This window comes from Corynebacterium sp. HMSC074C04, from assembly GCF_001838295.1.
GTDB classification, from domain to species: Bacteria; Actinomycetota; Actinomycetes; order Mycobacteriales; family Mycobacteriaceae; genus Corynebacterium; species Corynebacterium amycolatum.
Genome location: NZ_KV836272.1, coordinates 1310286 through 1332328, shown reverse-complemented (window position 1 = coordinate 1332328; position 22043 = coordinate 1310286). Strand labels below are relative to the sequence as shown.

At 60.2% G+C, this 22043-nt stretch carries 17 protein-coding genes; 6 read left to right on the top strand and 11 right to left on the bottom strand.

Features of this window, described 5'->3' with window-relative positions; translation table 11 throughout:
• Nucleotides 1–5 precede the first annotated feature (5 nt).
• Genes HMPREF3011_RS10265 through HMPREF3011_RS10255 form a run of 3 tightly spaced genes read left to right on the top strand, consistent with a single transcriptional unit; the run spans nucleotide 6 to nucleotide 2586 of the window.
• The gene (locus HMPREF3011_RS10265) at nucleotides 6–1085 is read left to right on the top strand and encodes a FecCD family ABC transporter permease (RefSeq protein WP_070841496.1); all 1080 of its coding nucleotides are present in this window, start codon (nucleotides 6–8) and stop codon (nucleotides 1083–1085) included.
• Nucleotides 1085–1867, top strand: a complete 783-nt coding sequence (locus HMPREF3011_RS10260; protein WP_070841495.1) for a heme ABC transporter ATP-binding protein — start codon at nucleotides 1085–1087, stop codon at nucleotides 1865–1867. The genes HMPREF3011_RS10265 and HMPREF3011_RS10260 overlap by 1 nt, the downstream gene beginning before the upstream one ends.
• Nucleotides 1868–1899: 32 nt before the next feature.
• A complete protein-coding gene (locus HMPREF3011_RS10255) occupies nucleotides 1900–2586 on the top strand; it encodes a biliverdin-producing heme oxygenase (RefSeq protein WP_070841494.1) in 687 nt (228 codons plus the stop codon).
• Between the two features lie 55 nt (nucleotides 2587–2641).
• Here HMPREF3011_RS10255 and HMPREF3011_RS10250 read toward each other — a convergent pair whose 3' ends face one another.
• The 4 genes from HMPREF3011_RS10250 to HMPREF3011_RS10235 form a co-directional block, all read right to left on the bottom strand.
• Nucleotides 2642–3328 carry a hypothetical protein gene (locus HMPREF3011_RS10250; protein ID WP_246821521.1) on the bottom strand — a complete coding sequence of 229 codons (687 nt, stop codon included), beginning with the start codon at nucleotides 3326–3328 and terminating at the stop codon, nucleotides 2642–2644.
• Between the two features lie 428 nt (nucleotides 3329–3756).
• Nucleotides 3757–5520, bottom strand: a complete 1764-nt coding sequence (locus tag HMPREF3011_RS10245) for a phospho-sugar mutase (RefSeq protein ID WP_070559980.1) — start codon at nucleotides 5518–5520, stop codon at nucleotides 3757–3759.
• A gap of 10 nt (nucleotides 5521–5530) precedes the next feature.
• Complete coding sequence (deoC, locus tag HMPREF3011_RS10240) at nucleotides 5531–6181, bottom strand: deoxyribose-phosphate aldolase (protein WP_049172494.1); 651 nt, start codon at nucleotides 6179–6181, stop codon at nucleotides 5531–5533.
• A 74-nt stretch (nucleotides 6182–6255) separates the two neighbouring features.
• Nucleotides 6256–7542, bottom strand: coding sequence for a thymidine phosphorylase (locus HMPREF3011_RS10235; protein ID WP_070841492.1), 1287 nt, complete (start codon nucleotides 7540–7542; stop codon nucleotides 6256–6258).
• Between the two features lie 169 nt (nucleotides 7543–7711).
• On the opposite strand from HMPREF3011_RS10235, the gene HMPREF3011_RS10230 reads away from it, so the two are divergent.
• Both HMPREF3011_RS10230 and HMPREF3011_RS10225 read left to right on the top strand, forming a co-directional pair.
• The gene (locus tag HMPREF3011_RS10230; protein WP_049189792.1) at nucleotides 7712–8131 is read left to right on the top strand and encodes a cytidine deaminase; all 420 of its coding nucleotides are present in this window, start codon (nucleotides 7712–7714) and stop codon (nucleotides 8129–8131) included.
• 45 nt (nucleotides 8132–8176) lie between these two features.
• Nucleotides 8177–9394: a NupC/NupG family nucleoside CNT transporter gene (locus HMPREF3011_RS10225; protein WP_049189791.1), complete on the top strand. Its 1218-nt coding sequence runs from the start codon at nucleotides 8177–8179 to the stop codon at nucleotides 9392–9394.
• Here the strand turns inward: HMPREF3011_RS10225 and HMPREF3011_RS10220 are convergent.
• The 3 genes from HMPREF3011_RS10220 to HMPREF3011_RS10210 form a co-directional block, all read right to left on the bottom strand.
• A complete protein-coding gene (locus HMPREF3011_RS10220; RefSeq protein ID WP_070841491.1) occupies nucleotides 9389–10486 on the bottom strand; it encodes a YihY/virulence factor BrkB family protein in 1098 nt (365 codons plus the stop codon). The two genes, HMPREF3011_RS10225 and HMPREF3011_RS10220, sit on opposite strands and share 6 nt — an antisense overlap.
• 143 nt (nucleotides 10487–10629) lie before the next feature.
• Nucleotides 10630–11640: a sugar-binding transcriptional regulator gene (locus HMPREF3011_RS10215; protein ID WP_070841559.1), complete on the bottom strand. Its 1011-nt coding sequence runs from the start codon at nucleotides 11638–11640 to the stop codon at nucleotides 10630–10632.
• A 259-nt stretch (nucleotides 11641–11899) separates the two neighbouring features.
• Nucleotides 11900–13933, bottom strand: coding sequence for a M13 family metallopeptidase (locus tag HMPREF3011_RS10210; RefSeq protein ID WP_070841490.1), 2034 nt, complete (start codon nucleotides 13931–13933; stop codon nucleotides 11900–11902).
• Nucleotides 13934–14039: 106 nt separating this feature from the next.
• Here HMPREF3011_RS10210 and HMPREF3011_RS10205 point away from each other — a divergent pair, with 106 nt between their 5' ends.
• The gene (locus HMPREF3011_RS10205) at nucleotides 14040–15005 is read left to right on the top strand and encodes a glycoside hydrolase family 25 protein (RefSeq protein ID WP_070841489.1); all 966 of its coding nucleotides are present in this window, start codon (nucleotides 14040–14042) and stop codon (nucleotides 15003–15005) included.
• Nucleotides 15006–15023: 18 nt separating this feature from the next.
• Here HMPREF3011_RS10205 and HMPREF3011_RS10200 read toward each other — a convergent pair whose 3' ends face one another.
• The 4 genes from HMPREF3011_RS10200 to HMPREF3011_RS11520 all read right to left on the bottom strand — a co-directional run.
• The gene (locus HMPREF3011_RS10200) at nucleotides 15024–16052 is read right to left on the bottom strand and encodes a TIGR00730 family Rossman fold protein (RefSeq protein WP_070841488.1); all 1029 of its coding nucleotides are present in this window, start codon (nucleotides 16050–16052) and stop codon (nucleotides 15024–15026) included.
• 40 nt (nucleotides 16053–16092) lie between these two features.
• A complete protein-coding gene (locus HMPREF3011_RS10195; protein ID WP_070841487.1) occupies nucleotides 16093–19491 on the bottom strand; it encodes an arabinosyltransferase domain-containing protein in 3399 nt (1132 codons plus the stop codon).
• A gap of 132 nt (nucleotides 19492–19623) precedes the next feature.
• Nucleotides 19624–21645 carry a galactan 5-O-arabinofuranosyltransferase gene (locus tag HMPREF3011_RS10190; RefSeq protein WP_070841486.1) on the bottom strand — a complete coding sequence of 674 codons (2022 nt, stop codon included), beginning with the start codon at nucleotides 21643–21645 and terminating at the stop codon, nucleotides 19624–19626.
• 110 nt (nucleotides 21646–21755) lie between these two features.
• A partial coding sequence (locus HMPREF3011_RS11520) for an SDR family NAD(P)-dependent oxidoreductase (protein ID WP_246821519.1) occupies nucleotides 21756–22043 on the bottom strand: 288 nt, incomplete at its 5' end.

The window sequence follows — 22043 nt, the reverse complement described above, 5'->3', positions numbered from 1 at the left end:
GAGCAATGCAGACAACCGCGAACAAAACTAGTCCGTTCAGGCAGGCAGCCGTTTTCATCGGGCTCGCCCTAGCGCTGGTGCTGGCAATTGGCTGGTCGGCCTCCGTGGGGCAGTTCGGTGCCACCATCGGGGAATCACTGAGCTCAATGGTGAGGCTAGTGTTCAATGCCGGTCTCGGTGACGCGCCAGAGCCCATCGACACCGTGCTGTGGCAGGTGCGACTGCCGCGCATCGCGCTGGCCTGCCTCGTTGGTGCGGGGCTTGCTCTCGCAGGTGTGGCGCTGCAAGCGGTGTTCGGCAACCCGCTTGCCGAACCCGGTCTCATCGGCGTTTCCTCCGGCGCCGCCGTCGGCGCTGCTACCGCCACAGTTTTGGGCACCGCCGCCGGGCTCTCCGGGGCGCTCGGCGGAGTGTTGAGTGTCTTCGCCAGCAGCTGGGCCATTGCGGTCTCAGCTTTTATCGGTGGTGCGGTGGCCACGGCTATTGTGGCCGCAAATGCGCACGGTGGTCGCGATATCGCCCGAATCATTCTGGTCGGTGTGGCTGTGAACTCCATCTGTGGTGGTTTGGTGTCGCTCCTGACATTCGTAGCCTCCACGGCTGCCCGCGACCGTATTGTGTTCTGGCAGATGGGTTCCTTTGCCAGCGCCACCTGGACGCAGGTTGTCATCATTACGCTGGTGACAGTTCCGGCCGTAATTGCCATGTGGGTCAGCTACCGCAAGCTGGACATTCTGAGCCTCGGTGAAGCGCAGGCGCGCCACCTGGGTATTAACGTCATCACGCTGCGTCGCGCCATTATTTTCGGCACGTCTCTGGTCGTGGCGGCTGGAGTGGCATTTTCCGGCATCATTGTCTTCATCGGCTTGGTGGTGCCGCACGCTGCACGACTGCTGCTGGGGCCGGCGCATCGCACGCTGATTCCCGCATGCATCCTCGGCGGAGCGCTGGCCACAACGCTGGCCGACCTCGCGGCCCGCACCATGATTACCGGTGCGGACCTGCCACTGGGAATGCTCACCTCGATCGTCGGCGGCCCCCTGTTCTTCTGGCTGCTCCTGCGTTCGAAGAGGGCGGTGCACTAATGGAAATTCACTCTGGACTGGGCATTTCTGCCGACAATGTCAGCATCACCCTGGGCGGGCACCGCATCCTGAACGATATTTCCGTGGTCGCCGAGCCCGGAAAAGTCACCGCGCTGGTCGGCCCTAATGGTGCTGGAAAGTCGACACTGCTCGCAGCGCTTTCCGGCGACCATGAGCTCAGCGGCGGCGACGTCCGAATCGGCGAGCATTCCATTACCGAGCTCTCCATTGCCGAGCTAGCCCGCTACCGCGCCGTCCTGGTGCAGAGCCAAGAACTGTCTGTACCATTCACCAGCCGCGAAGTCATCGACTTCGGACGCAACCCATGGGGCTGCCCGAACGAAGAGTTGCTCGCGGAAGTCATCGCTGAATGCGACGTCGCGCACCTCCTTGACCGGGAAGTACCGACCCTCTCCGGCGGCGAGCGCGCCCGCGTCCACAGCGCGCGTGTGTTCTACCAGGACACTCCCGTCGTGCTTCTCGACGAACCGACCGCGGCCCTGGACCTCCACCACGCCGAAAAAATCATGGGAATGATGCGCGCCCGCGCGGCGGCGGGCAAAGCCGTGGTCGTGGTCCTGCACGATTTGTCCGCCGCAGCGGCGTATGCCGATCACGTTGTGGTGGTGGCGCAGGGGCACGTCGTAAAGCAAGGCCCGCCTGCGGAAACCCTGGATGCACAGACCGTCAGCGAAGTCTACGGCATCGGTGTGGAAGTGCTTCGGGATTCCGCGGGCAACCCCGTGCTGGTGCCTCAGCGCGGACAAGACCTCTCACCCTAGTCTCCAAAACCCCACAGAGAAAGAAGAAAACCATGGTTGAAAACGCGATTAAAGAAGGTGACAAGCTGGCTGCTCAGCCCTTGGCAGAGCGGCTCAAAGTGGAGACTTCCGGTGTTCACAGTGAAGCGGAAAACTCCGACTTCATGTCGAGACTGCTTGCGGGTGAACTGGACGCGCAGGCGGCCATCGATTTAACCGGTCAGCTCTACTTTGTGTACGAAGCGTTGGAGCAGGCAGTGCGGTCCACTGCGGAGTCGGAGCAGGTCAGCGCGGTCTACGATGCGCAGCTGGAGCGTTTGGAAGCACTGGCAGCCGACCTTGAGCACTTGGTGGGGGCTGATTGGCGGGAAAAGATCTCGCCTGTGGAGGCGACAAAGAACTACGTGGCCGAGCTTCGTGAAATCGAAAGCAACGGCAACGCCAACGCCGCATTGGCGCACCATTACGTTCGCTACTTGGGTGATCTTTCTGGTGGTCAGGTGATTGCGTCCATGCTGGCCAAGCACTACGGCATCGGTGCGGAGGGAACCCGATTCTATGACTTCTCCGCGATTGGAAAAATTAAGCCCTACCGCGACAGCTACCGACAGAGTCTGTCAGAGCTGGGCATTTCGGATGCCGACAAGGATGCTGTTGTGGAAGAGGCGAAGAAGGCATTTCGCCTGAATCGGGCGATTTTCCACGACCTGGACGGCGGTCTCGACGACGCCGTGGCGTAGGTTGCGGCGGAGGGCGCGGACTGGAGTGTTGCGACTGTGGCTGTGGGGGTGTGCATTAGCCGATGTACACCACTGCGTTACGGCCGCCCGTGCACTTGATGTTGCCGCCAGCAGGACGGCACCACATGTTGTAGGTCAGGCCAGTCGTTGGGCTGTAGGCCGTGATGGTGCCGGATTCCGCACCAGTGGAATTGCGGTAGCGGACGTAGGCGCTGTGTACATTTCGAACGAACGGATCGCTCGTTGAGGATGTGCCCTTCCATGCGCTGGAGAGGTTGCCGCCAGCCAGGCCACGTGACGAGCCCGAGGACCCAGCAGAGCCACCGGAGTTCGCGGAGTTTGGAACGACCACGGTCTCAGTCTGCGTGACCGGTGGGTTGGGCTGGCTCGAAGCATCGGCAGCGACCTGTGTAGTGGCAGCCGTCTGTGTGTCGGCCGCAGTCACCGAGTCATCTTTGCCTAGGGTGACATAAAGTACCGCGCCAATCAGACCTAACAACACCACACACAGCACTGAGATGAGCGCAATCAAGGCACCGGAAGTGCGTGAGTTCTGCTGCGGATACGCCGGGGCTGCGTAGGCGAAAGTTGGTGCTGGCTGCGCAGCGAATTGGGGCTGCGGTTGAGGTTGGGGTTGAGGTTGGGGTTGAGGTGCCTGGTCCGGGTAGACGGGGCCGAAAGAACCGGTGGAAGGATTCGAATTGTAGTTGGGGTCTGAGCTGGGGAACTCGTTATACGACATGCTGGACGTACCAATCACGAGGAGGGGATGTTCCCCTGTGATGAGCCCAACCCGCGTAGCGAATGGTGTTCCATCCCCTGGGGACACGGTTAACGTCTTTTATTGTATTACCGGGAAAACTTTAAAGCATGTTATGGGGCGCATGTCATCCCAAAATGCGGCAAGGATGCGTTTAGCTAGACCCGAAATGAGGTGGTGAGCCTCAAATGAGGGCGCGGCCATCGAGAAACTGCTTAAGTTTATGGCAGTTTCGGCACTAATTTCTGCTTGTTTTTGTCATAAACCTAGTCAGTAACTCATGAGCCGGCCCAAGACTCCGGGCTGCACATGCGAAACTGGGGTGCGCATGAGACTTCACGGCCTTTTTGACCGTTTCGTTCATGCGCACCCCAGTTTGTTGCGAGGTGTAGCTAGTAGCTGCTCAGTGGCTACATCCCCAGGATTTCCTTGAGCTCGGCCTTGATCTGGTCGAGGCGTTCGGCAGCGGCGGCGTGTGGAATCGCAGCCGGCGCGGCCGGCAGCACGACCTCCAAGTAGCACTTCAGCTTCGGCTCCGTGCCGGAAGGCCGGGCAATGACGCGGTCGTTGGCCTCGGTGAGAATGAGAATGCCGTCGGTAGGCGGGATGTGATAGCTCTCGCCCTTGGCGTCGACCATGTCTAGGCCGTCATTCATGTCCGTGACCTGCGTGACCTCCGATCCGGCCAGCTGTGCAGGCGGGTTGGCGCGTAGAGTGTCCATGCCCTTGGTAATCAGCGAGCGGTCCTCGACTCGGAAGGTCAACGGGGCGGTCTTGTAGAGGCCGTGGGCGCAGGCGACCTCATCCAGCAGGTCCTGAATGCCCAGCCCCTGGCCCTTCAACCGCGCCACCGCGTCGGCGACACGCACCGCCGCAGATACGCCGTCCTTGTCTCGCACGACTGCCGGATCGGTGCAGTAGCCAATGGCCTCCTCGTAGCCGAAGATGAGCCCATCCACACCAGCAATCCACTTAAAGCCGGTCAGAGTAGCGCGATAATTCAGTCCGTGACCTGCGGCAATCTTACCCAGCAGGCGCGAAGACACAATCGAGTTAGCCATCGTGGCCGGAAACTCCGCGCCCTCATCATTGGTCACGGTCGCAGTCCCACGGGCCTCGGCGTCCGCACCGATGACTTCACCCAGAAACGCACCGATGTCATCGCCGGAGAGCTGTCGCCAGCCACCGTCGACGCTGCTATCCGGAATAGCCACCGAGCAACGGTCCGCATCCGGGTCAGCCGCGATGATGACATCCGCGTCTTCGGCACGAGCCAGCTCAAACGCAAGATCCAAAGCACCGGCTTCCTCCGGGTTCGGGAACGATACCGTCGGGAACTCCGGATCCGGCGCGAACTGCTTCTCGACCACGCTGACATTCGAGAAACCTGCCGCGTTCAGTGTGCGCACGATGGTCTCGCCGCCGACGCCATGCATCGGGGTGAGGACAATCTTCGCTGCCTGCTTCTCTTCGCTTGACGACGTCGTTGCGAGCGCAGCCGCCCGTTTCACATAGGCATCCAGCAGTTCAGGACCAACCTGCTCGACGGCATCGAAGTCGCGCGGGACCTCATTCGCCGGGGGAGTAGCGGCAATGGCTTCCGCAATTTGTTTGTCATGGGGCGCGATAATCTGGACGCCTCGGCGGGAATCCGACTCCACCGCGCGGCCACCGAGGTAAACCTTGTAGCCATTGTCCTTTGGTGGATTGTGGCTGGCCGTGACCATGATGCCGGCATCGGCATTGAGGTGGCGCACGGCAAAGGCAGTCACCGGTGTGGGCAGCTGCTGTGGCAGAGCCAGGGCCATGCCACCGGCTGCGGCGACAACCGCTGCGGCATCGCGGTGAAAGTCAGCGGAGCCGTGGCGGGCATCGCAACCAATGACCACGGTGAAGTCATCGCCCACAATGTTCTTCAGATGCGCAACCAAGCCAGCGGTGGCACGGATGACCGTGGCACGGTTCATGCGGGACTGGCCAGCTGCAACGACACCGCGAAGACCTGCAGTGCCGAATTCGAGTGGCCCGGCAAAACGGCTTTCCAGCTCGGCAATCGCATCGGGGTTGGCGGCCTTGGCTTCGTCGTAAAGCGAGGAGAGTTCGGCGGCGGTGGCCTTGTCCGGATCGTGGGCGATCCAATCGGTGATGGTGGCTTGTAGCTGTTCGGAGAGCATCGGTGTTCGCCTACTTCAGACCATCGAGGACAGCGGCGGAGGAGGAAAGGCCCAGGCGGGAGGCGCCCGCAGCAATCATTTCCTCGGCGGCAGCGGCATCGCGGATACCGCCAGAAGCCTTGACACCCAGGCGGTCGCCGACGGTTTCGCGCATGAGCTTCACAGCGTGAGCGGAAGCGCCGCCGGCCGGGTGGAAGCCTGTGGAGGTCTTGACGAAGTCTGCGCCTGCGGACTCGGAGGCCTTGCAGGCTGCGATGATTTCCTCATCGGTCAGGGCGGCCGACTCGATGATGACCTTCAAGATCTTGCCCGGAATGGCATCGCGAACAGTCTTGATTTCGGCCTCGAGGTCGTCGAAGCGGTGCTCCTTGGCGAAGGCGATGTTGATGACCATGTCGACTTCTTCAGCACCATCGGCCACAGCGCGAGCAGCTTCAGCAGCCTTGACCTCGGCCTTTACCGCGCCGGAGGGGAAACCGACGACAGTGGCGATATGCAGGCCCTCTGGCACCTCGACTGGGAGCTGCGAAGGGGAGATGCAGATGGAGTAGGTGCCGAGCTTGGCGGCCTCGGCGATAAGAGCCTTGACCTGGTCAGAGGTGGCTTCTGGCTTGAGTAGGGTGTGGTCAATCATCTTGGCAACATCAGCGCGGGAAGTCATGGGAGAAATCAAGTCCTTTCGGAAATTTGGGAGAGAGCTTAAAAGTAGGTGCTTAAAAGTAGGGAGGTGGCGGGCTAGGACACGCGATCGAGGATAATCTCGCGCTCGGCTGTCGGCGCGGTGTCGCCGATTTCAATGCCCGGCTCGATGGACTCGAGGGCGCGCTCGAACTTATCCGGAGTTTCAGTGTGCAGCGTGAGCAGCTTCTGGCCCTTGACCACCTTGTCTCCCGGCTTGGCAAAAATCTCAATACCGGCAGTGGCCTGCACCGGATCATCCTTACGAGCACGTCCCGCGCCCAAGCGCCAGGAACCAACGCCGAGAGCCAGTGCATCCAGCTTGGTCAGGTAACCGTCAGCCTGCGCAACCACATCGTGCGTGTGAGGTGCCACCGGCAAAGCGGCATCCGGATCGCCGCCCTGAGCGCGGATCATCTTCTTCCACGAATCCATTGCGCGGCCGTCCTTCAGTGCCTTCTCCACGTCGGCATCGTGTACGCCGGCCAGCTCCAGCATGTTTCGGGCCAGCTCACAGGTCAGCTCCACGACATCTGCGGGGCCACCACCTGCGAGAACTTCCACCGATTCGCGGACCTCGAGGGCATTGCCGATGGTCAGACCCAGCGGAGTGGACATGTCCGTCAGCAGTGCGCGGGTGTTCACACCCGCGTCGTTGCCCAGGTCAACCATGGTGCGAGCCAGCTCACGAGCCTGATCCAGGTCCTTCATGAAGGCGCCCGAACCGACCTTGACATCCAGCACCAAGTTGGAAGTGCCCTCCGCAATCTTCTTGGACATGATTGACGAGGCAATCAGCGGAATGCAGTCCACCGTCGAGGTGATGTCACGCAGCGCGTAAATCTTCTTGTCCGCAGGTGCCAGGCCCGCACCGGCTGCTGCGACGACCGCACCGGAATTCTCCAGAATCTGCATCAAGCGATCATTCGGAACATCCGCCTGCCAGCCTGGAATGGATTCCAGCTTGTCCAAGGTGCCGCCGGTGTGTCCGAGGCCGCGACCGGACAGCTGTGGGACGGCCACGCCGTAGGAGGACACCAGTGGACCCAGCGGCAGCGTGATTTTGTCACCGACACCACCTGTGGAGTGCTTGTCCGTGGTGGGCTTGCTCAGCGAGGCGAAGCTCATGGTCTCGCCCGAGTCAATCATCGCCTGAGTCCAATCCACAATCTCGCGGCGGTTCATGCCGCGGATGAAGATGGCCATGTTCAGCGCCGCCATCTGCTCATCGCCCACGACGCCGCGAGTGTAGGCGTCAATGACCCAGGAAATCTCTTCCGGACTGAGCTCACCGCCATCACGCTTTACCTTGATGACGTCAACTACATCGAACTTTTCAGCCATTGTTCGCTCCTTTTATAGGCGATTGTGCTTAGCGATATTGGTCTTGTGAACTCTGCTGATTCCGATTATCATCAGCACTAGAACAAATGTCAATAGTTAACTTTCCATTTGTACCCACATAAGTATGTTTGCATAAATACCTCGAACAGGCTCGGGGAGGGAGAGCACAATGTCCCACATCTCAGACGAAGAACTGCTGGCTAAGGCCTACGCAGCCACAGAAAACTCGTACGTCCCCTATTCAGGTTTTCCGGTCGGTGCCGCACTTCTGCTTGACGACGGCACGGTGGTCACAGGCTGCAACGTGGAAAATGCGTCCTATGGGTTGACCAACTGCGCAGAGCGCACAGCCGTATTCCGCATGGTCGCGGAGCACGGCGGCAACCATAAGATTGCGGCCTGCGCCATCGTCGGGCGAAAGGCGGCACCGTGCCACCCCTGTGGCGCCTGTCGGCAGGTCCTGCACGAATTTGGGTGCAAGCGCGTCATAGTGGAGTCCGAGCGCCCGGAAAATGGTGGTTTAGGCGCTCCGGCCAGCATTGACTTCGAAAAAATTCTCCCTTACGCCTTTGGTCCCGAGGACCTGTAGGCATCATCACCACAGCCTCTTTTATCAAGAAAGAAGACCTTAGTCATGGATAGACTGCAAGGCTTATTGGGCATCATCCTCGTCATCGGATTTGCCATTGCTATCTCAAAGAACAGGAAAGCCATTAACTGGCGCACACTCGGCGTTGGCCTGCTGCTGCAAGCGGTATTCGCGCTGGTAGTGCTGAAGTGGGAACCTGGTTTTAATGCGCTGAAGAGCGTCGCCGGCGCCATTGAGAAGATGATTGATTTTACAAATGAGGGAACCTCGTTTGTCTTCGGTAATCTTTTCGACGACACGGGTAAAAACTTCGTCTTCGTGCTCAACGTGCTGCCAGTGATCATCTTCCTGGGCGCAGTCCTCGGTGCCCTCTACTACCTGCGGGTAGTGCAGTACTTCGTTGAATATGTCGGGTCCGCACTGAAGTTCATTATGGGTACCTCGAAGGTGGAGTCCGTCTTCGCTTCCACGGTGATTTTCCTCGGGCAGTCGGAGGCTCCGCTCGTCGTTAAGCCGTATATTCCGAAACTGACCAAGTCGGAGCTGTTCGCATGTATGTCGGGCGGTTTTGCGTCGGTGGCCGGATCGACCTTGATTGGCTACTCCCTGCTCGGTGCGCCGCTGGAGTACCTGCTGGCGGCATCGGTGATGAACGCGCCGGGCTCGCTGCTGATTGCGAAGACTTTCTGGCCGGAGACAGAGGAATCTGACCTGGATGCGTCAGTGAAGGATGTCCGCGATACCGAGTCGAAGAACGTCATTGATGCGCTTGGATCGGGTGCGCTGGCCGGCGGTCGTATCGCTGTGGTTGTGGCCTGTCTGTTGATTGCGTTCATCGCTGTGATTGCGATGCTGTCGGCGATGATCGGCGGCATTGGCGGCTGGTTCGGTCAGGATAACTGGTCTCTGGAAGGACTGTTCGGCCTGATCTTTGCGCCAATTGCATGGCTGATTGGTGTGCCGTGGGAGAACGCAGGGCTGGTCGGTAGCTTCATTGGTGAGAAGACGATTCTGAACGAGTTCGTCGGCTACACTTCGTTCTCTGAGCACGTGGATTCGCTGGATCCGAAGTCCATCATGCTGGCAACCTTCGCCCTGGCCGGCTTCGCTAACCTGTCGTCCATTGCGATTCAGATCGGTTCCTTCGGTGCGCTATCGCCGGAGCGCCGCGGTGAGATTGCCAAGAACGGTCCACTGGCGCTGATCGCGGGTCTGTGCACTAACCTGCTCAACGCAGCAATCGTGGGTGTGATTGCGCTATAGCTCTTCCTCAGTTCGGAATTCGGCCGCCTGCTTTTCTAGATTCTGATGGATTTTCTGCTCGCCCTCGGCGGCAGCGGTAGCTCGAGGCGGAAGCTGGATGTATCGCTCTGAGGGCAGGCCAGCGCGCAGTTGGCGCATCCTCTCAACCTCGGCATCCAGCTTGAAGCCGAAGACCACGACCACATTAATGCTCCAGAGTGCGGTCATCAGCGCGATAACCGCACCCATGGCGCCATAGGGATTCGAAGCCGCAAAGTTGAATAAGTACAGCTGGAGCGCCTTGCCGATGATCAGCGAGCTAATAATTGCCAGTGCCGAACCTGTGCTGAGCCAGCGGAATTTGCGCATGCGCACGTTCGGCGTGAAGTAGTACAGCGAGCCAATCAGAATCATCGACATGACGATAATCACCGGCCAGCGCAGCCAACTCCAGACGGAGATGCAGAAGTCAATGACCTGTCGCGTGGTCGATTCAATACCCAATGGGCGGGCAACCGGTTCGACAATGGTGATAACTAGCTGGTCATTGACAATAATCGCAATAAGTAGCACCACAGTGCCGATCAACAGCAGCAGCGTAATGGCGACCATGAGCAGGTGGTAGCGAATTAGCGTGCGACCTTCGGAAACGCCGTAGATGGAGTTCGCCGTGCGCGAAAAAGCGCGCGTATAGGCTGACGAAGAAACAAGCGCGAAGACAATACCGATAGTCAGTGCGACAAGACCGCCCGTGGCGGAGCCGATAATCGTTGAAATGACGTTGCGGATCGGTTCGGCATACTCAGCCGGAATGTAGCTGCGGATGAAATCTTCGGTCAGTCGGTTGAGGTCTTCTGTATAGCCGGCCAGCATCAGCGTGGCAATCGAATAAATCGCAAGCAGTGCGGGCGCGAAGGTCAACACCGTGTAGTAGGTCAACTTCGCGGCAGCGTCGAAACCGAGCTCCAAGAAAAATTCGATACCCGCACGCTTGAGGGCGTAGAGCGCTCCTTTCCACCCCACGGGTGGCAACTTCTTCGCGGACTGGGCAAATGATGCGTCCGCCGACTCGTAGGCCTGGAGTGTGTGCTTGATTTGCTGTGCTGGTGACACCTAAAGAATCGTCCTCTCCGACCGGACAGCGGCTGCAACATATATGCGGACATGTGCGCTCGCTTAAGTCTATCGGTCGAAGAGGACAAAGACGCTTCTCGGGCCCGGGTGTCAGTTCTTTGTACTGATGCGTCCCGGGACGGTTATTCCGTGGCAGTAAGAGGGGTGGAGCTATCGGGGGAGCCCGGTGAAGCCGGTGCAGCCGGTGCAGCCGGTGAGTCCAGCGCAAGCAGGCGTTCAGCGGTGGCATCGTCGATGACCAGGTGAGTAGCCAAATTTGTTCGAAGGGCCACGTCGATGGCCGCGGCCTTGTGTGCGCCACCGGCCACAAGTACCCGAGTGGGGATCCGGCGCAGGTCAGAGAGGCTGATACCTACCGTGCGGGCATCGACCTCTGGCAGCGCAATGCCACCGTCAGCGCGGTAGAAGCGTGAGCAGGCATCGCCCACTGCGCGCTCCACGAGCAAGTCTTTTTCGGTTGTCGACAGCTGTCCCAAGTTCAAGGCCAGCGAATCATGGTCGACGGCGCCGACGGTGAAAACGGCAATGTCCACCGTCCGGCCAAGAGCCAAAACGCTGGCAATGAACCGATCCTGTTCCACGATGCGCTTGGTCTCGACCGAATCGAAAATCACCGGCAGCGGCAGTGTGCGGGCATAGGCGTGGAAAGCGTGGCAGAAAGCGCCAATAGTGCGGATGTCGTTCGTGGACTTATCGGAGTGGCTCATTCCTCCCTTGAGCTGCACAATTTCCACGCCTGAGACATCCTTGGACTTCAGCTGCGTGGATACGGAGTACATGGTCTTACCCCACGAAACACCGAGAAGGGTACCGTCGACCACCAGCTCGTCGAGAAGCTCGGCGCCCACACGCCCCAGCTCGCGGAGCAGGACTGCGTTGCCAGCGCGTGCCGGTTGCGCCAAGCGGACATCGTTGAGCTGATAGCGATCCCGCATCTGCGTAGCGGTCTCTGAGGCCTCCTCGCGCGGATCATGGATCTCAATGCGCACGTAGCCGCGCTCACGGCCAAGGTTGAGCAGTTTAGAGACCGTCGGACGGGAAACCCCGAGTTCGGTTGCAACCTGAGACTGTGTGAGCCCCTCGCCGTAATAGAGTTTGACGGCGGTGAGTGCCTGGATGTCGCGACTGTCCACAGCGGCCTCCTCCAACAAGAGCACTTAGCAAGCGCACTTGTAACAGGAACCTCGCTTGATTGTGGCCCTGCCCGACTTGATCATCGGGAAAGCGTGCGCCTCACCTGTGATTTTAGTTCCATGTTTGCAAAAACAAAAAGTCAGCTTTTGCATTTGTAGTAAACGGTGAGGCGTTGGCTTTCCCCGGAGGGTGTCGGAGGGCATCGGAGGCCCCGAAGGCGCCGGAGGGGAACGCAGCGCAGGTTGGGTTCCCGCAGAATTACCAGATATTCACGCGCTCATTCGGCTCACGCCACATGCCGTCGCCCGCTGAAGTGCCGAAGGCCTCATGGAACTCATCGATGTTGCTGGCAATGACGTTGCAGCGGAACTCCGCTGGTGAGTGCGGGTCAATCGCAAGCAGCTGGCGTGCAAACTCCGGGCGAATCTTAGAACGCCAGACCAGTGCCCACTGCTTGAACAGGTCACGGTAGGTCTCTGGGGCGTCCTCCAGTCCAAGTTCTTCACCGCGGGCAGCGAGGAAACGACTGAAAGCGACGACGGCAATGCCGAGCCCGCCCAAGTCACCGATGTTCTCGCCCAGGGTGAAGCGGCCATTGACGCCGGGTAGGTCAGCGCCTTCCTCTGCCTGCTCGCGCAGAGCCTGCGGCACCAGTCCCTCGTACTGATCCACCAGTGCGGCGGTCAGGTTCTCAAAAGCTGCGCGATCCTCATCGGTCCACCACTGGTGGAGGTTGCCGTGCCCGTCATACTGCGAGCCCTGGTCATCAAAACCATGCCCAATCTCGTGACCAATAACGGCACCGATACCACCGAAGTTCTCCGCCGGGGAAGCGTCCGGTGAGAAGAACGGCGACTGCAAAATCGCAGCCGGGAACGTGATGTCATTGACCACCGGATTGTAGAAGGCATTGACCGTCTGTGGAGTGCCATGCCACTCATCGCGATTGGCCGGAGTACCCAGCTTTGCCACCTCATAATCGTGCGCAAAAGCGCTGGCAGAACGAGCATTTTCCATCAGTGAATCTCCGAGCTCCATCGCCGAGTAATCACGCCAGCGCTCTGGGTAGCCAATCTTGGCCTTAAACAGCGACAGCTTCTCCAATGCCCGCTCTTGCGTCGCCTTCGTCATCCACGGCAGCTCCGAAATGCGCACCCGGTACGCCGCCAGCAGGTAGTCCACCAGTTCCAGGACCTGCTCCTTGTACTCCGGTGGGAAGTGCTTTTCCACATACAGCTTGCCGACGTCATGTCCAACCGCACCGTCGGCAAAGGCAACACCACGCTTCCAGCGTGCACGCTGCTCGGTCGAACCCTGCAAGGTGCGGCCGTAGAAGTTAAAGCTCTCCGCAGAGAAGTCATCCGACAGGTAGGCAGCACGCTGGTGGAGAACGCGCCACAGCGCCCACAGGCGCAGATCTGCCAGGTCAGTGTCCTGCCACAGCTTGCTCAAGTGCTCGAAGTACGACGGCATCATCACCACGATGGTGTCGATGGCAGTCTGGTTCGTCTCATTCACGCCGGTAGCCGCGAGCCATTCCGCGACCGGGAAGCCGGTGGGGAGATCAGCAATAGCGGTCTTGTTATAGGTCTTCAGTGCGTCGCGGGTATCGACCACATTCCAGTGGCCAGCGGCAATGCGCTTTTCAAAAGCCACGATGCGCGCCGCCGCAGCGGCCGTGTCTACCAACTCGAATGCAGCAAGTGCAGTGGAGAGGTCTCCCGTGCCGTCGTCATGCGAGGAGAGGAGCTTCAACATAGCGGCAACATGCTGCTCATAGGCGGCGAGAGTGTCGGCGTGACCAGGCTCGCGGTAGTAAGCCTCATCCGGGAGGCCGAGGCCCGACTGCAGCAGGTAGAGAGCATCCAGGTCCGAGCCGGAATCCTTCTCTACCCAGTACCCGAGCGCACCGCCGACACCGAGGCGGTCGAGGCGGCCGAGTGCCAACGCCAGCTCATGCGCGTTCTCGGCGGAGGCAATCATTTCTAAATCCTGCGCGAGCGGAGCAGCGCCGGCGCCATTAATAGCGGCTTCGTCCATGAAAGAGTTGTACAAGCGAGCGACGCGGGAATTCTGATCCGCATCGGCGGCAGTGGTGATGAGCTCGCGGACGTTTTCCTCCGCCTCATCCCTCAGCTTGTAAAAGGCGCCATCGATGGGGCGGTCAGCCGGGATGACGTGATTACTAACCCACTCACCGTTGGTGGCCAAGTAGAGGTCATCCTGTGGGCGAGGAGTCGTTGAGAGTTGGGACGTTGCGGACTGGGTCTCAGTATTAGTGCTATTTGTCATGCCGCCAGTCTAGGGGCAAGGGCGGATTGAAGCTGTGACTGGAGGGGCGGGATAAGTTTAGGATTACGAATGGGGCTAAAGTGATTTAGGGGGTAAGGTGCAAACCATGAAATTTCTTCCACTTTCCGCGACCGCGGTGCTGAAGCGACGCCCGGGCCGCGCCACTTTGGCAAGTATCGTGGCCGTTGCGCCGCTGACCTTGGGTGTTATTGCACCGGCTGACGCGCAACCCCAGGACGCATCTGCACACTCCAACCCGTCCGCTGCTGATTCCAAGGGGTCGCTCGACTTTTTGACCGAATCACCGAGCATCACCGATGCGCCGCTGGTGTCGGATGCTCAGGAGCCGCAGGGCTCTGATGCCAACGGTTCCTCAACTGGTTCGGCTACCAGCGCATCGTCGAACCCGGCTCGCACCGGCTTCCACATGGGGCCGACCGGTGTGGACGTCTCCAAGTGGCAGCGCCCAGGTGGCGTCGCGCTGAAATGGAACGAGGTCGCAGCTAGCGGCCAGAAGTTCGCTTTCATCAAGGCCACCGACGGTGTCGAAGGTGACCAGAAGTACTTCCTCGAGGACTCCATCGCCGCCGCGAAGGCCGGTCTGTACGTGGGCAGCTACCACAAGGCACACCCGGATCGCTCCGCAACCGCGCAGGCTGACCAGTACGTAGAAGCACTGCAGCAGCGCGATGAACAAATCTCCACAGACAAGACACTGCCGCCTGTGCTTGACATCGAGCTAGACAATGGCCTCAACCCAACCCAGCTGCAAAAGTGGACCAAGGACTTCCTCGAGCGCGTTGAGGAAAAGACCGGCGAAACCCCGATGATTTACACCTACCGTTGGTTCTGGCAGAACCCGATGGGTAACTCGACCGACTTCACCGACTACCCGCTGTGGCTCGCCGCCTACGAAGACAGCGCTCCGACCTCGCTGCCGGGCGGTTGGGAGAGCATGGCCTTCTGGCAGCGTTCCTCCACCGGCCGCGTCGATGGCATCCCGACCATCGTGGATGAGGATGTCTTCAACGGCACCGAAGCTGAGCTGCAGCAGCTGGCTGCTGCTCACTAGCCGTGTGCTGGGGGCGGGCTAAAACTTCGTCCGCCCCGCACGCCACGCAATCAACGCAGGCAGGAGCTTGTCGACGGCGTCGACGACGATAAGCGCATCGAGAAGCTCCGGCCGCACAAACCCCGCATCCACAACTTTGCGCAGGAGCGCCAACAGGGGCTCCCAGAAGCCCGATGGTCCCAGCAACGCCACTGGCTTGGCATGAATCCCCAGGTGCTGCTGGGTCCACACCTCGAAGAACTCTTCCAGCGTGCCCGCACCGCCGGGGAGTGCAACAAAAGCATCGCCGAGCTCATACATGCGCGACTTTCGATCGGCCATAGTCGCAACAGTTTCCAGGTGAGTCAGCCGCGGATGGGCAATTTCCTTCTTGACCAAGACCTCGGGGATGACACCTGTGACACTGCCGCCGTCGTCAAGCGCTGCGTTAGCAACCGTGCCCATAAGACCAATCGCCGCGCCACCGTAGACGAGCTCCACCCGATTTTCCGCGAGTGTCTGGCCGAGACGTTCGGCGGTGACGCGCCAGGCGGGATCGTTGCCGAAGCCGGAGCCGCAGAAAACAGTTAGTGACGACAGTGCGCGCTGTGGCTGTTCACGGCCAGCGGCAAGCTGCGGCAGCTCTTCGCGGAGCTTCGGCAGAGTGGTCTCGGCCAGCATAGGGGCGATTTTCCCGGTCGGCAGCCAGGGGTCGAGCCAGCGGACCTCTTCAATCTCGGCATGGGGCTGAACGTTCGCCAGCTCATCGGTGAACTCTCCGACATAGCGCACATGGTGGCCGACGACCTCGAAGCCCGCCTCGTTGGCGGCGGCTGCGCGGGCGATATTCCACGGACGCAACAGCGATAGCTCGATGTCCACGCCGAGCTCCTCGGAGACCTCGCGCGCGGCGGTGACCTCCGGGTTATCGACGGACTCACCCGGCTCGAACTTGCCGCCGGGCAGCATGAACGTATCCGTACCCCGCTTACGAACGCACAAAACCCGCCCCACCGGGTCAGTCACAACCATTGCGGCGACAACGATGGAACGGGTTTGTGCAGTCACTCGGGCTCCTTAGGTGAAGGAAGCGCCGAGGCTCTTTCGCCTAGGGATCCTTCACAATCATCTTCCCGGGCGAGTATAGACCCGAGCGAGTGATATCTTCATACTCAATTTCGGCGACATCCGGCTTGACCTTGTCCTTATTCGGACGCGGCGAGAGCTTCTCGACGGAACCCCAGTCGCGGCGCCAGTCGTTCTTGAGGTAAGTCGGTACAGACGTAGCCTCATTCACAGCGTCGGAGAATCCGAGCGGACCACCGCCATCGACCGACTGCCAGACATCTGCGCCGACGACCTTCAGACCACGGTCCGGAGTGATGCGGTACTCCGGAAGTTCCGCGACACCGGCGTAGTGGTCGAACGGACGCTGGCACGGGAACTGGAAGGCAACCGGCCAGTCCGGGATAGTCGCAGTTTCCGGTGAGATGACATCAGTCATCGACTGCAGTTCGGCCAGGCGAGGCGGGGTCAGCGCCAGCCACTGATCCTCGGAGACATCATTGTCCTCCGCGACCAGTCGCACAGCGGTGGCTCCCTCTGGGATCTCCTCGGTCAGGAAGCGCAGGTTACGCCAGGTCGGAGCAGGACCGATATCAATCGGCTCCGACTCGGAGAGGACCTCGAAGCCGCCCTCGTCGCCGCCCTTGCGACCGTACTGTGCCACCAGCTTGCGACCCGGCTGAGCCACACCGTTGATGTCGTGGTGGAAGATACGGCCGGCCGCCGATACGACGAGTAGCGGGTGGTCCTCGTCAATCTCAGGCAGCTGGAACCAGGAAGTTTCCAGGCTTGCCGGACGCTGAATGTCCTCGGAGTAGGAGCCAAGCACCGGTACCTTATCCGGATTCAAGCCAAATGGCAGCTCGACCTGCGAGCCGTTGACACCCTTGTCGGCGCGCTTACCGCCGTCGGTGCCCGACGCGGAACCGCCCTCAACTGTGGCTTCCGGATCAGTAGACTGATCATCAGTGTCGGCAGTACTTGCCTGGCTCTGGCTGGTGTCCACAGCTTCGGCCTTCATGTTTGACGGGACGCCGTTTGGGTCGAAGCCACGGCTCTTGCCGCCACCGCGCAGCGATTCCGCTAGCGGCTTTCCATCGACGGTATTCAGGAAGCCATCGTTCGGATCGGTTTCCATCAGCACATCGCTCGCCAGATTACATGTCTGACCAGCCAAGGAGCGGATATTGCCCGCGGCGACCGAGTATGCCGGGTACTGCGATACTGCGCCCTTGCCCAGCGAAGCCACCATGAACATCGTCACCAACAGTGTTGTCACCGCAATCGGGGACGATGCAACTGCATTGATGCGGCGCGCGCGTGCCGACTTTTCCTGCGACTTCGGCTTGGTGCGGAACTCCTGGACGAAGTTCATTACTGCACCAGCCAGCAGCAGTAGCAAGGCCAGAGCCAATACTGCTGAACCCAGCTGGTGGCCGCGCAGCTGAATGGTCTTGTCGAACCACGGCACACCGTAGGACGACACATACCACCAGCCGTTAATACCCATCAGCGAGAAAGCGAGGATGAAGGTGAAACCACCGGCAAAGAACAGCTGGTTGCGCGGGTTACCTGCTACCCAATGGCTAATGGCCATAGCGGCAAGTGCTGCCAGGGAAGCCGCGATGCCCGCGTACACGCCGAAGTGGTGCGTCCACTTTGTCGGCGTGAAGGTCAGGAAGAACATGGTGCCGATGAACATGAACACCAGGCGTGCCGACGGACCGGCCAGAGCCCCCGGAACGGTGCGGTGACGAAGCAGCGCGGCAATCGTGATGCTCAAGCACGCCAGTGCAATCAGAACCGGGAAACGACGCGGGAAGGCGCCGTCGACCGACTGCAGCACCAGCCAGTAGTAGCGGACGTACTCGTTGTACCAAGGCTCCGACGGGCCGATGATGCTGCGGACGCGAATGGACTCGCGGACCGTGGCCAAAGTCTGGTCGCCGAAGACACCGACCAAGATGGCGGTGCCCGCAGCCAGGAACGGTGCAATCTGCATCAGTGGGGCCTGCCAACCACCACCGAGAGCCTTATGGCGCTCAACGACAATGCGCACCAGCATCGGGATGCCTGCGAGCAGGGCAGCAACTGCCATTAGGCCCGTTGGGCCCGAGCCCAGTGCCAGCGTGGCGATAACCACTGCGACTGCAGCTGGCAGCAGGCGTCGAGTTAGAATTGCGCGCTCGATAAATACCCAGGTCAGCAGGGATCCCAGAGCAATGACCGGCTCCGGGCGCAGTCCGTTGTTGTACGGCAGCCAGAAGGCCAACAGCACACCAGCAGCAGACCAGTAGGCCACCCGGCGCTGGGCAATCTTCTCGCCGAGGCGCGGGATAACCATTCGGGAAATAATGAACCACACCAGCAGTGCGGACAGCAGCGCAGGAAGTCGCATCCACAGAGACGAGGTGGACACCTTCACCATCAGCGACAGCAGGTCGTAGTAGGGGCTGCCGAACGGTGACTCAGGAGCGCCGAACCAACGGTAGTAGTTCGCCATGTAGCCCGACTCGTCGGAGACGCGCGCCATGGTGAAGATGTAACCGTCATCGGAGGTGTTGCCACCGATGAAGTGCCAAACAACCAAAATCGTGCCAACCAGGACGTCCAGCGGAGTCGGCTTCAACGCACCGCGCTTGAACAGCGGAGTGAAGGAGGAACCGTCGATACGGTCAATGCGAGCTAACGTGACCAGAGAAGCCAGCGTCAGAAGCAGACCCAAGTACATGACGATGTACTTCACCACTGTCGGGTGTGAGGTGTAGCGGGAGTCGATGTTCATGTGGACATCGAGTCCATCGGCTACGGCCTTGGCCGCGTCGCCGTCAGCGGGCAGGTCAGTGTAGATACCGGTGACCTGCGGACGGTAATCGCCGTGTGCGATGGCGGTGAGCTTCTCGCCATCGGCATTCTTACCACCGTCGATGTTGACGGTGGTCTCATGCTCGTTTGAGCGGATCTCCAGGATCTTGCCCTTGTTGCTGGCAAGCTCCTTCTTATCCAGGCTCATCACCACGCTATCGCGCAGAATGACGTCGAGGCCGTCCTTGCCCGAACGCACCATCAAGCCCCGTTTGGTCGGCTTATCCGCGGTCGGCGGGATAGTCGACAACAGGGTTGTCCGCTTGTCGGAAAGTTCATCCGTCAGCGACAGAGGCAAATCGACGCTCAGGTCCAACGGTGCCTGCGCCATGAGTGGCGCATCCACTGAGTTCAGCGTGTCGCGCTGAGGCCAAGACACGGAGGACTGAGTATTCACGACCGGGAGGAACGGTGTGATGACAAAGCAAATGAAACCGACGATTCCAGCGATAATCGCTGTCCAACGAGTCAGTGTCGTAGGAGAGGGGCCGTCCATAGGCGGTCTCTCCACGCGGTCGATGGTCACTTCGGGTGAACCGTCGACACTTTCTTTGATTTCTTTAGTTTCGGCAGTCACAAGGAAAGATACTACGGTAATTGGCCTTTTTCTTTGAGTTTGCAACGCGAAAGTTACATCACAGTTTCCACATTAGTAACAGGAATCACGTTTGCGGCAGGGGATAACCGCCCAATACCTACTTGCCAACACCTATTTGCGAACCGCCACTACAAACGGGCCGACCTGGTTTAGCTCCCAGTGCTTCTCAAACGCAGAGCGGGCAAAATTCAGGCTCCGGAAGACCACATTCGGATTGTTCGGGTAGATATCATCCGCGATATCCAACGTCAGCGGAGCGGCATCCTCGCCATCAGGCGTCTCAACCTCGCCTCGCAGCACAATGGCATTTGGTCCGCGCCACGGCGTTTCGTCCATTGCCTGCACGAGCTCATCGGGGTCGCGAATCTCCGACCATTCCTCCAATGCCTGATTACGGCGGTCAAACTCACCCAGAGGGTTAGCGTAGTGGCTGGTCAGTGCCTGGAATCCGTACCAGGGATAGAGTGCCTGGAAATTCTTCTCATCCGTCAGCACCACTGTCTGGGCCGGATCGAGCCCAGCCTCCTTCAGCGTTTGGTCCACCGCTGAGTACCACGCCCCGGCATTCGGTGGGAAGCGGTCCGCGCGCTCGCCGTTACCGTCGGTGTCGGTATGCGCCAAGTCGATGGCGCCATGCAACTTATTCGGAATCGACTGCGCGTAGCCAATGCCCGCCAGCAGCAAGACTGCCGCCATTACCGCGGAAACACGCTTGGCAATGTGAGCTGGTGCCGCCTGCGGCCAGTACTTCTCGATGCCGTTGAGACGGGCGTCGGCAAGCGCAACCACACCAGCCGCAATCAACATGAACGTAATCGGTGCGGTGAGGCGAAACCCCAGCAGCGTGCGTCCGAGCAGTGTCGCCACCATCGAGGCCACTACCCAGCCGTAGAGCACCAGCGTGCCCAGGCCGAGCGCGCGCGCATCCGGCTCTGTAGCGCTGACCAGCATGCGCACGACACCGATGAAACACAGCACACCGATCACGCTGGCGGCGAGCATCGGCAAAGGCAGCTGCGCGCCCTCCGGCGGCAGGTAATGCGTCGCTGTCGCGCCCGAGCGCGGTGCCCCCGTCGCAACCGCCAGCATGTACGGACCCCACGCCGTCGCCGCAATCAGCATCGATCCCACGCCCATTATGATCAGGCGCACTACAGGCATCCACGAGCTTGACGACGTCCACGCGACCACGGCCAACACGACCACAATAAGCGCGCCTACGGCAGTGTAAAGAGTGTAGAAAGTCGCAGAAATACCCAGGAAGACGAGCACGCCAAACATGGCGGACCAAGCGCCGGTGAGACCGCGCCAGGCCATCACGGTCATCGCCGGAAGACCCATAGCAACGACTGCGGCGTAGGGCTCATCGGCGACAGTGGCCAGGGCGGCGGCCGTGGTTGTCAGCGCAATGCCAGTGGCTACTGGCAGGGAGCCACTCAGGCGTTGCCACACCGGAATCAAAACACAGCCAGCAGCGGCGAGTGTCATCAACGCCCAGGGCTGGAAGACCTCCCAGCCGGCAATGCCCAGGATATTGGCCAGGCGTCCGCCCAGGAAGAACCAACCAGCGGGGTAGAAAGACGGGATGTCGATGTACGACATGTCATGCAGGCCAGGCTCCGCGGCCATCCTGGTGAGGTATTCAGTGCGGAACTCCTGGTCGACAGACAGACCGTCCAGCCACAGCTTGGTCGAGCCCAGCGGCAGGCCGACGGCAGAGACCACCAGAATGGCCGGTGACATGTAAGCCATCAGGTACGTCAACCACGTTAGCCACCGGGGGCGATTGTCTTTGCCCTTGGTGGCGAAGAAATACAGCAGGACGGTGGTGAGCGTCAGCGTGATGACAATCAGCGCTGTTGCGACCGCCCTGGTCAGCTGCGAGCCGCCAAAGGCCGGCAGTGACAGGCGGTGGAACACAAACCAGGACGCCAGAGCGATAACCGAACCGCCCACAAGCGCTGCGACCAGGTAGAGGAGGGCAGCCTTGAGGGAGAGCTGGTCATCATTGAAGATCTCGTAGCGATCTTCGTCAACCAGCTCACTATAGGATCGTTCGCCCGTTGTGTTGGCGCTAGTGTTGTCGGCACCCGTGGTGTCAGCGCTCGAGGTTTCGGCCTGCTTGTCTACCATGCCCTCAAGTTTTGCACAGGAACCGGACTCCGACGAACGGCGGAGCTAAAGGTGGGTACGTCAGCCCGTCAAGCCTCGCCGGGTTCTATCGAGTCCCTCGAACCCCACTTTTAAATCGGCAGCTTCTTGAAGATCGGGCGCGGGATGTGCTTCAGCACCATCATCACAAGCTGGAATGCCGGCGGAGCCCAGACCAGGGTCTTACCGGCCTCGACGGATTTCACTGCGAGCTTGGCAACATCTTCCTTGTTCACGGTCAGTGGCGCCTCGTCCACGTCAGCGGACATACGGGTACGGACCTGACCCGGGCGGATAACCAGGGTCTTGACGCCGTACTCCTCCAGGGCCTCACCCAGGTTCAGGTAGAAGCCATCCAGGCCGGCCTTGGTGGAACCGTA

What these genes read in the sequence shown, in the direction of transcription:
- HMPREF3011_RS10190 (WP_070841486.1), bottom strand. Translation starts at nt 21,645, where the DNA reads ATGGTAGACAAGCAGGCCGAAACCTCGAGCGCTGACACCACGGGTGCC.
- HMPREF3011_RS10225 (WP_049189791.1), top strand. Translation starts at nt 8,177, where the DNA reads ATGGATAGACTGCAAGGCTTATTGGGCATCATCCTCGTCATCGGATTT.
- HMPREF3011_RS10245 (WP_070559980.1), bottom strand. Translation starts at nt 5,520, where the DNA reads ATGCTCTCCGAACAGCTACAAGCCACCATCACCGATTGGATCGCCCAC.
- HMPREF3011_RS10235 (WP_070841492.1), bottom strand. Translation starts at nt 7,542, where the DNA reads ATGGCTGAAAAGTTCGATGTAGTTGACGTCATCAAGGTAAAGCGTGAT.
- HMPREF3011_RS10210 (WP_070841490.1), bottom strand. Translation starts at nt 13,933, where the DNA reads ATGACAAATAGCACTAATACTGAGACCCAGTCCGCAACGTCCCAACTC.
- HMPREF3011_RS10205 (WP_070841489.1), top strand. Translation starts at nt 14,040, where the DNA reads ATGAAATTTCTTCCACTTTCCGCGACCGCGGTGCTGAAGCGACGCCCG.
- HMPREF3011_RS10260 (WP_070841495.1), top strand. Translation starts at nt 1,085, where the DNA reads ATGGAAATTCACTCTGGACTGGGCATTTCTGCCGACAATGTCAGCATC.
- HMPREF3011_RS10230 (WP_049189792.1), top strand. Translation starts at nt 7,712, where the DNA reads ATGTCCCACATCTCAGACGAAGAACTGCTGGCTAAGGCCTACGCAGCC.
- deoC (WP_049172494.1), bottom strand. Translation starts at nt 6,181, where the DNA reads ATGACTTCCCGCGCTGATGTTGCCAAGATGATTGACCACACCCTACTC.
- HMPREF3011_RS10255 (WP_070841494.1), top strand. Translation starts at nt 1,900, where the DNA reads ATGGTTGAAAACGCGATTAAAGAAGGTGACAAGCTGGCTGCTCAGCCC.
- HMPREF3011_RS10250 (WP_246821521.1), bottom strand. Translation starts at nt 3,328, where the DNA reads ATGTCGTATAACGAGTTCCCCAGCTCAGACCCCAACTACAATTCGAAT.
- HMPREF3011_RS10265 (WP_070841496.1), top strand. Translation starts at nt 6, where the DNA reads ATGCAGACAACCGCGAACAAAACTAGTCCGTTCAGGCAGGCAGCCGTT.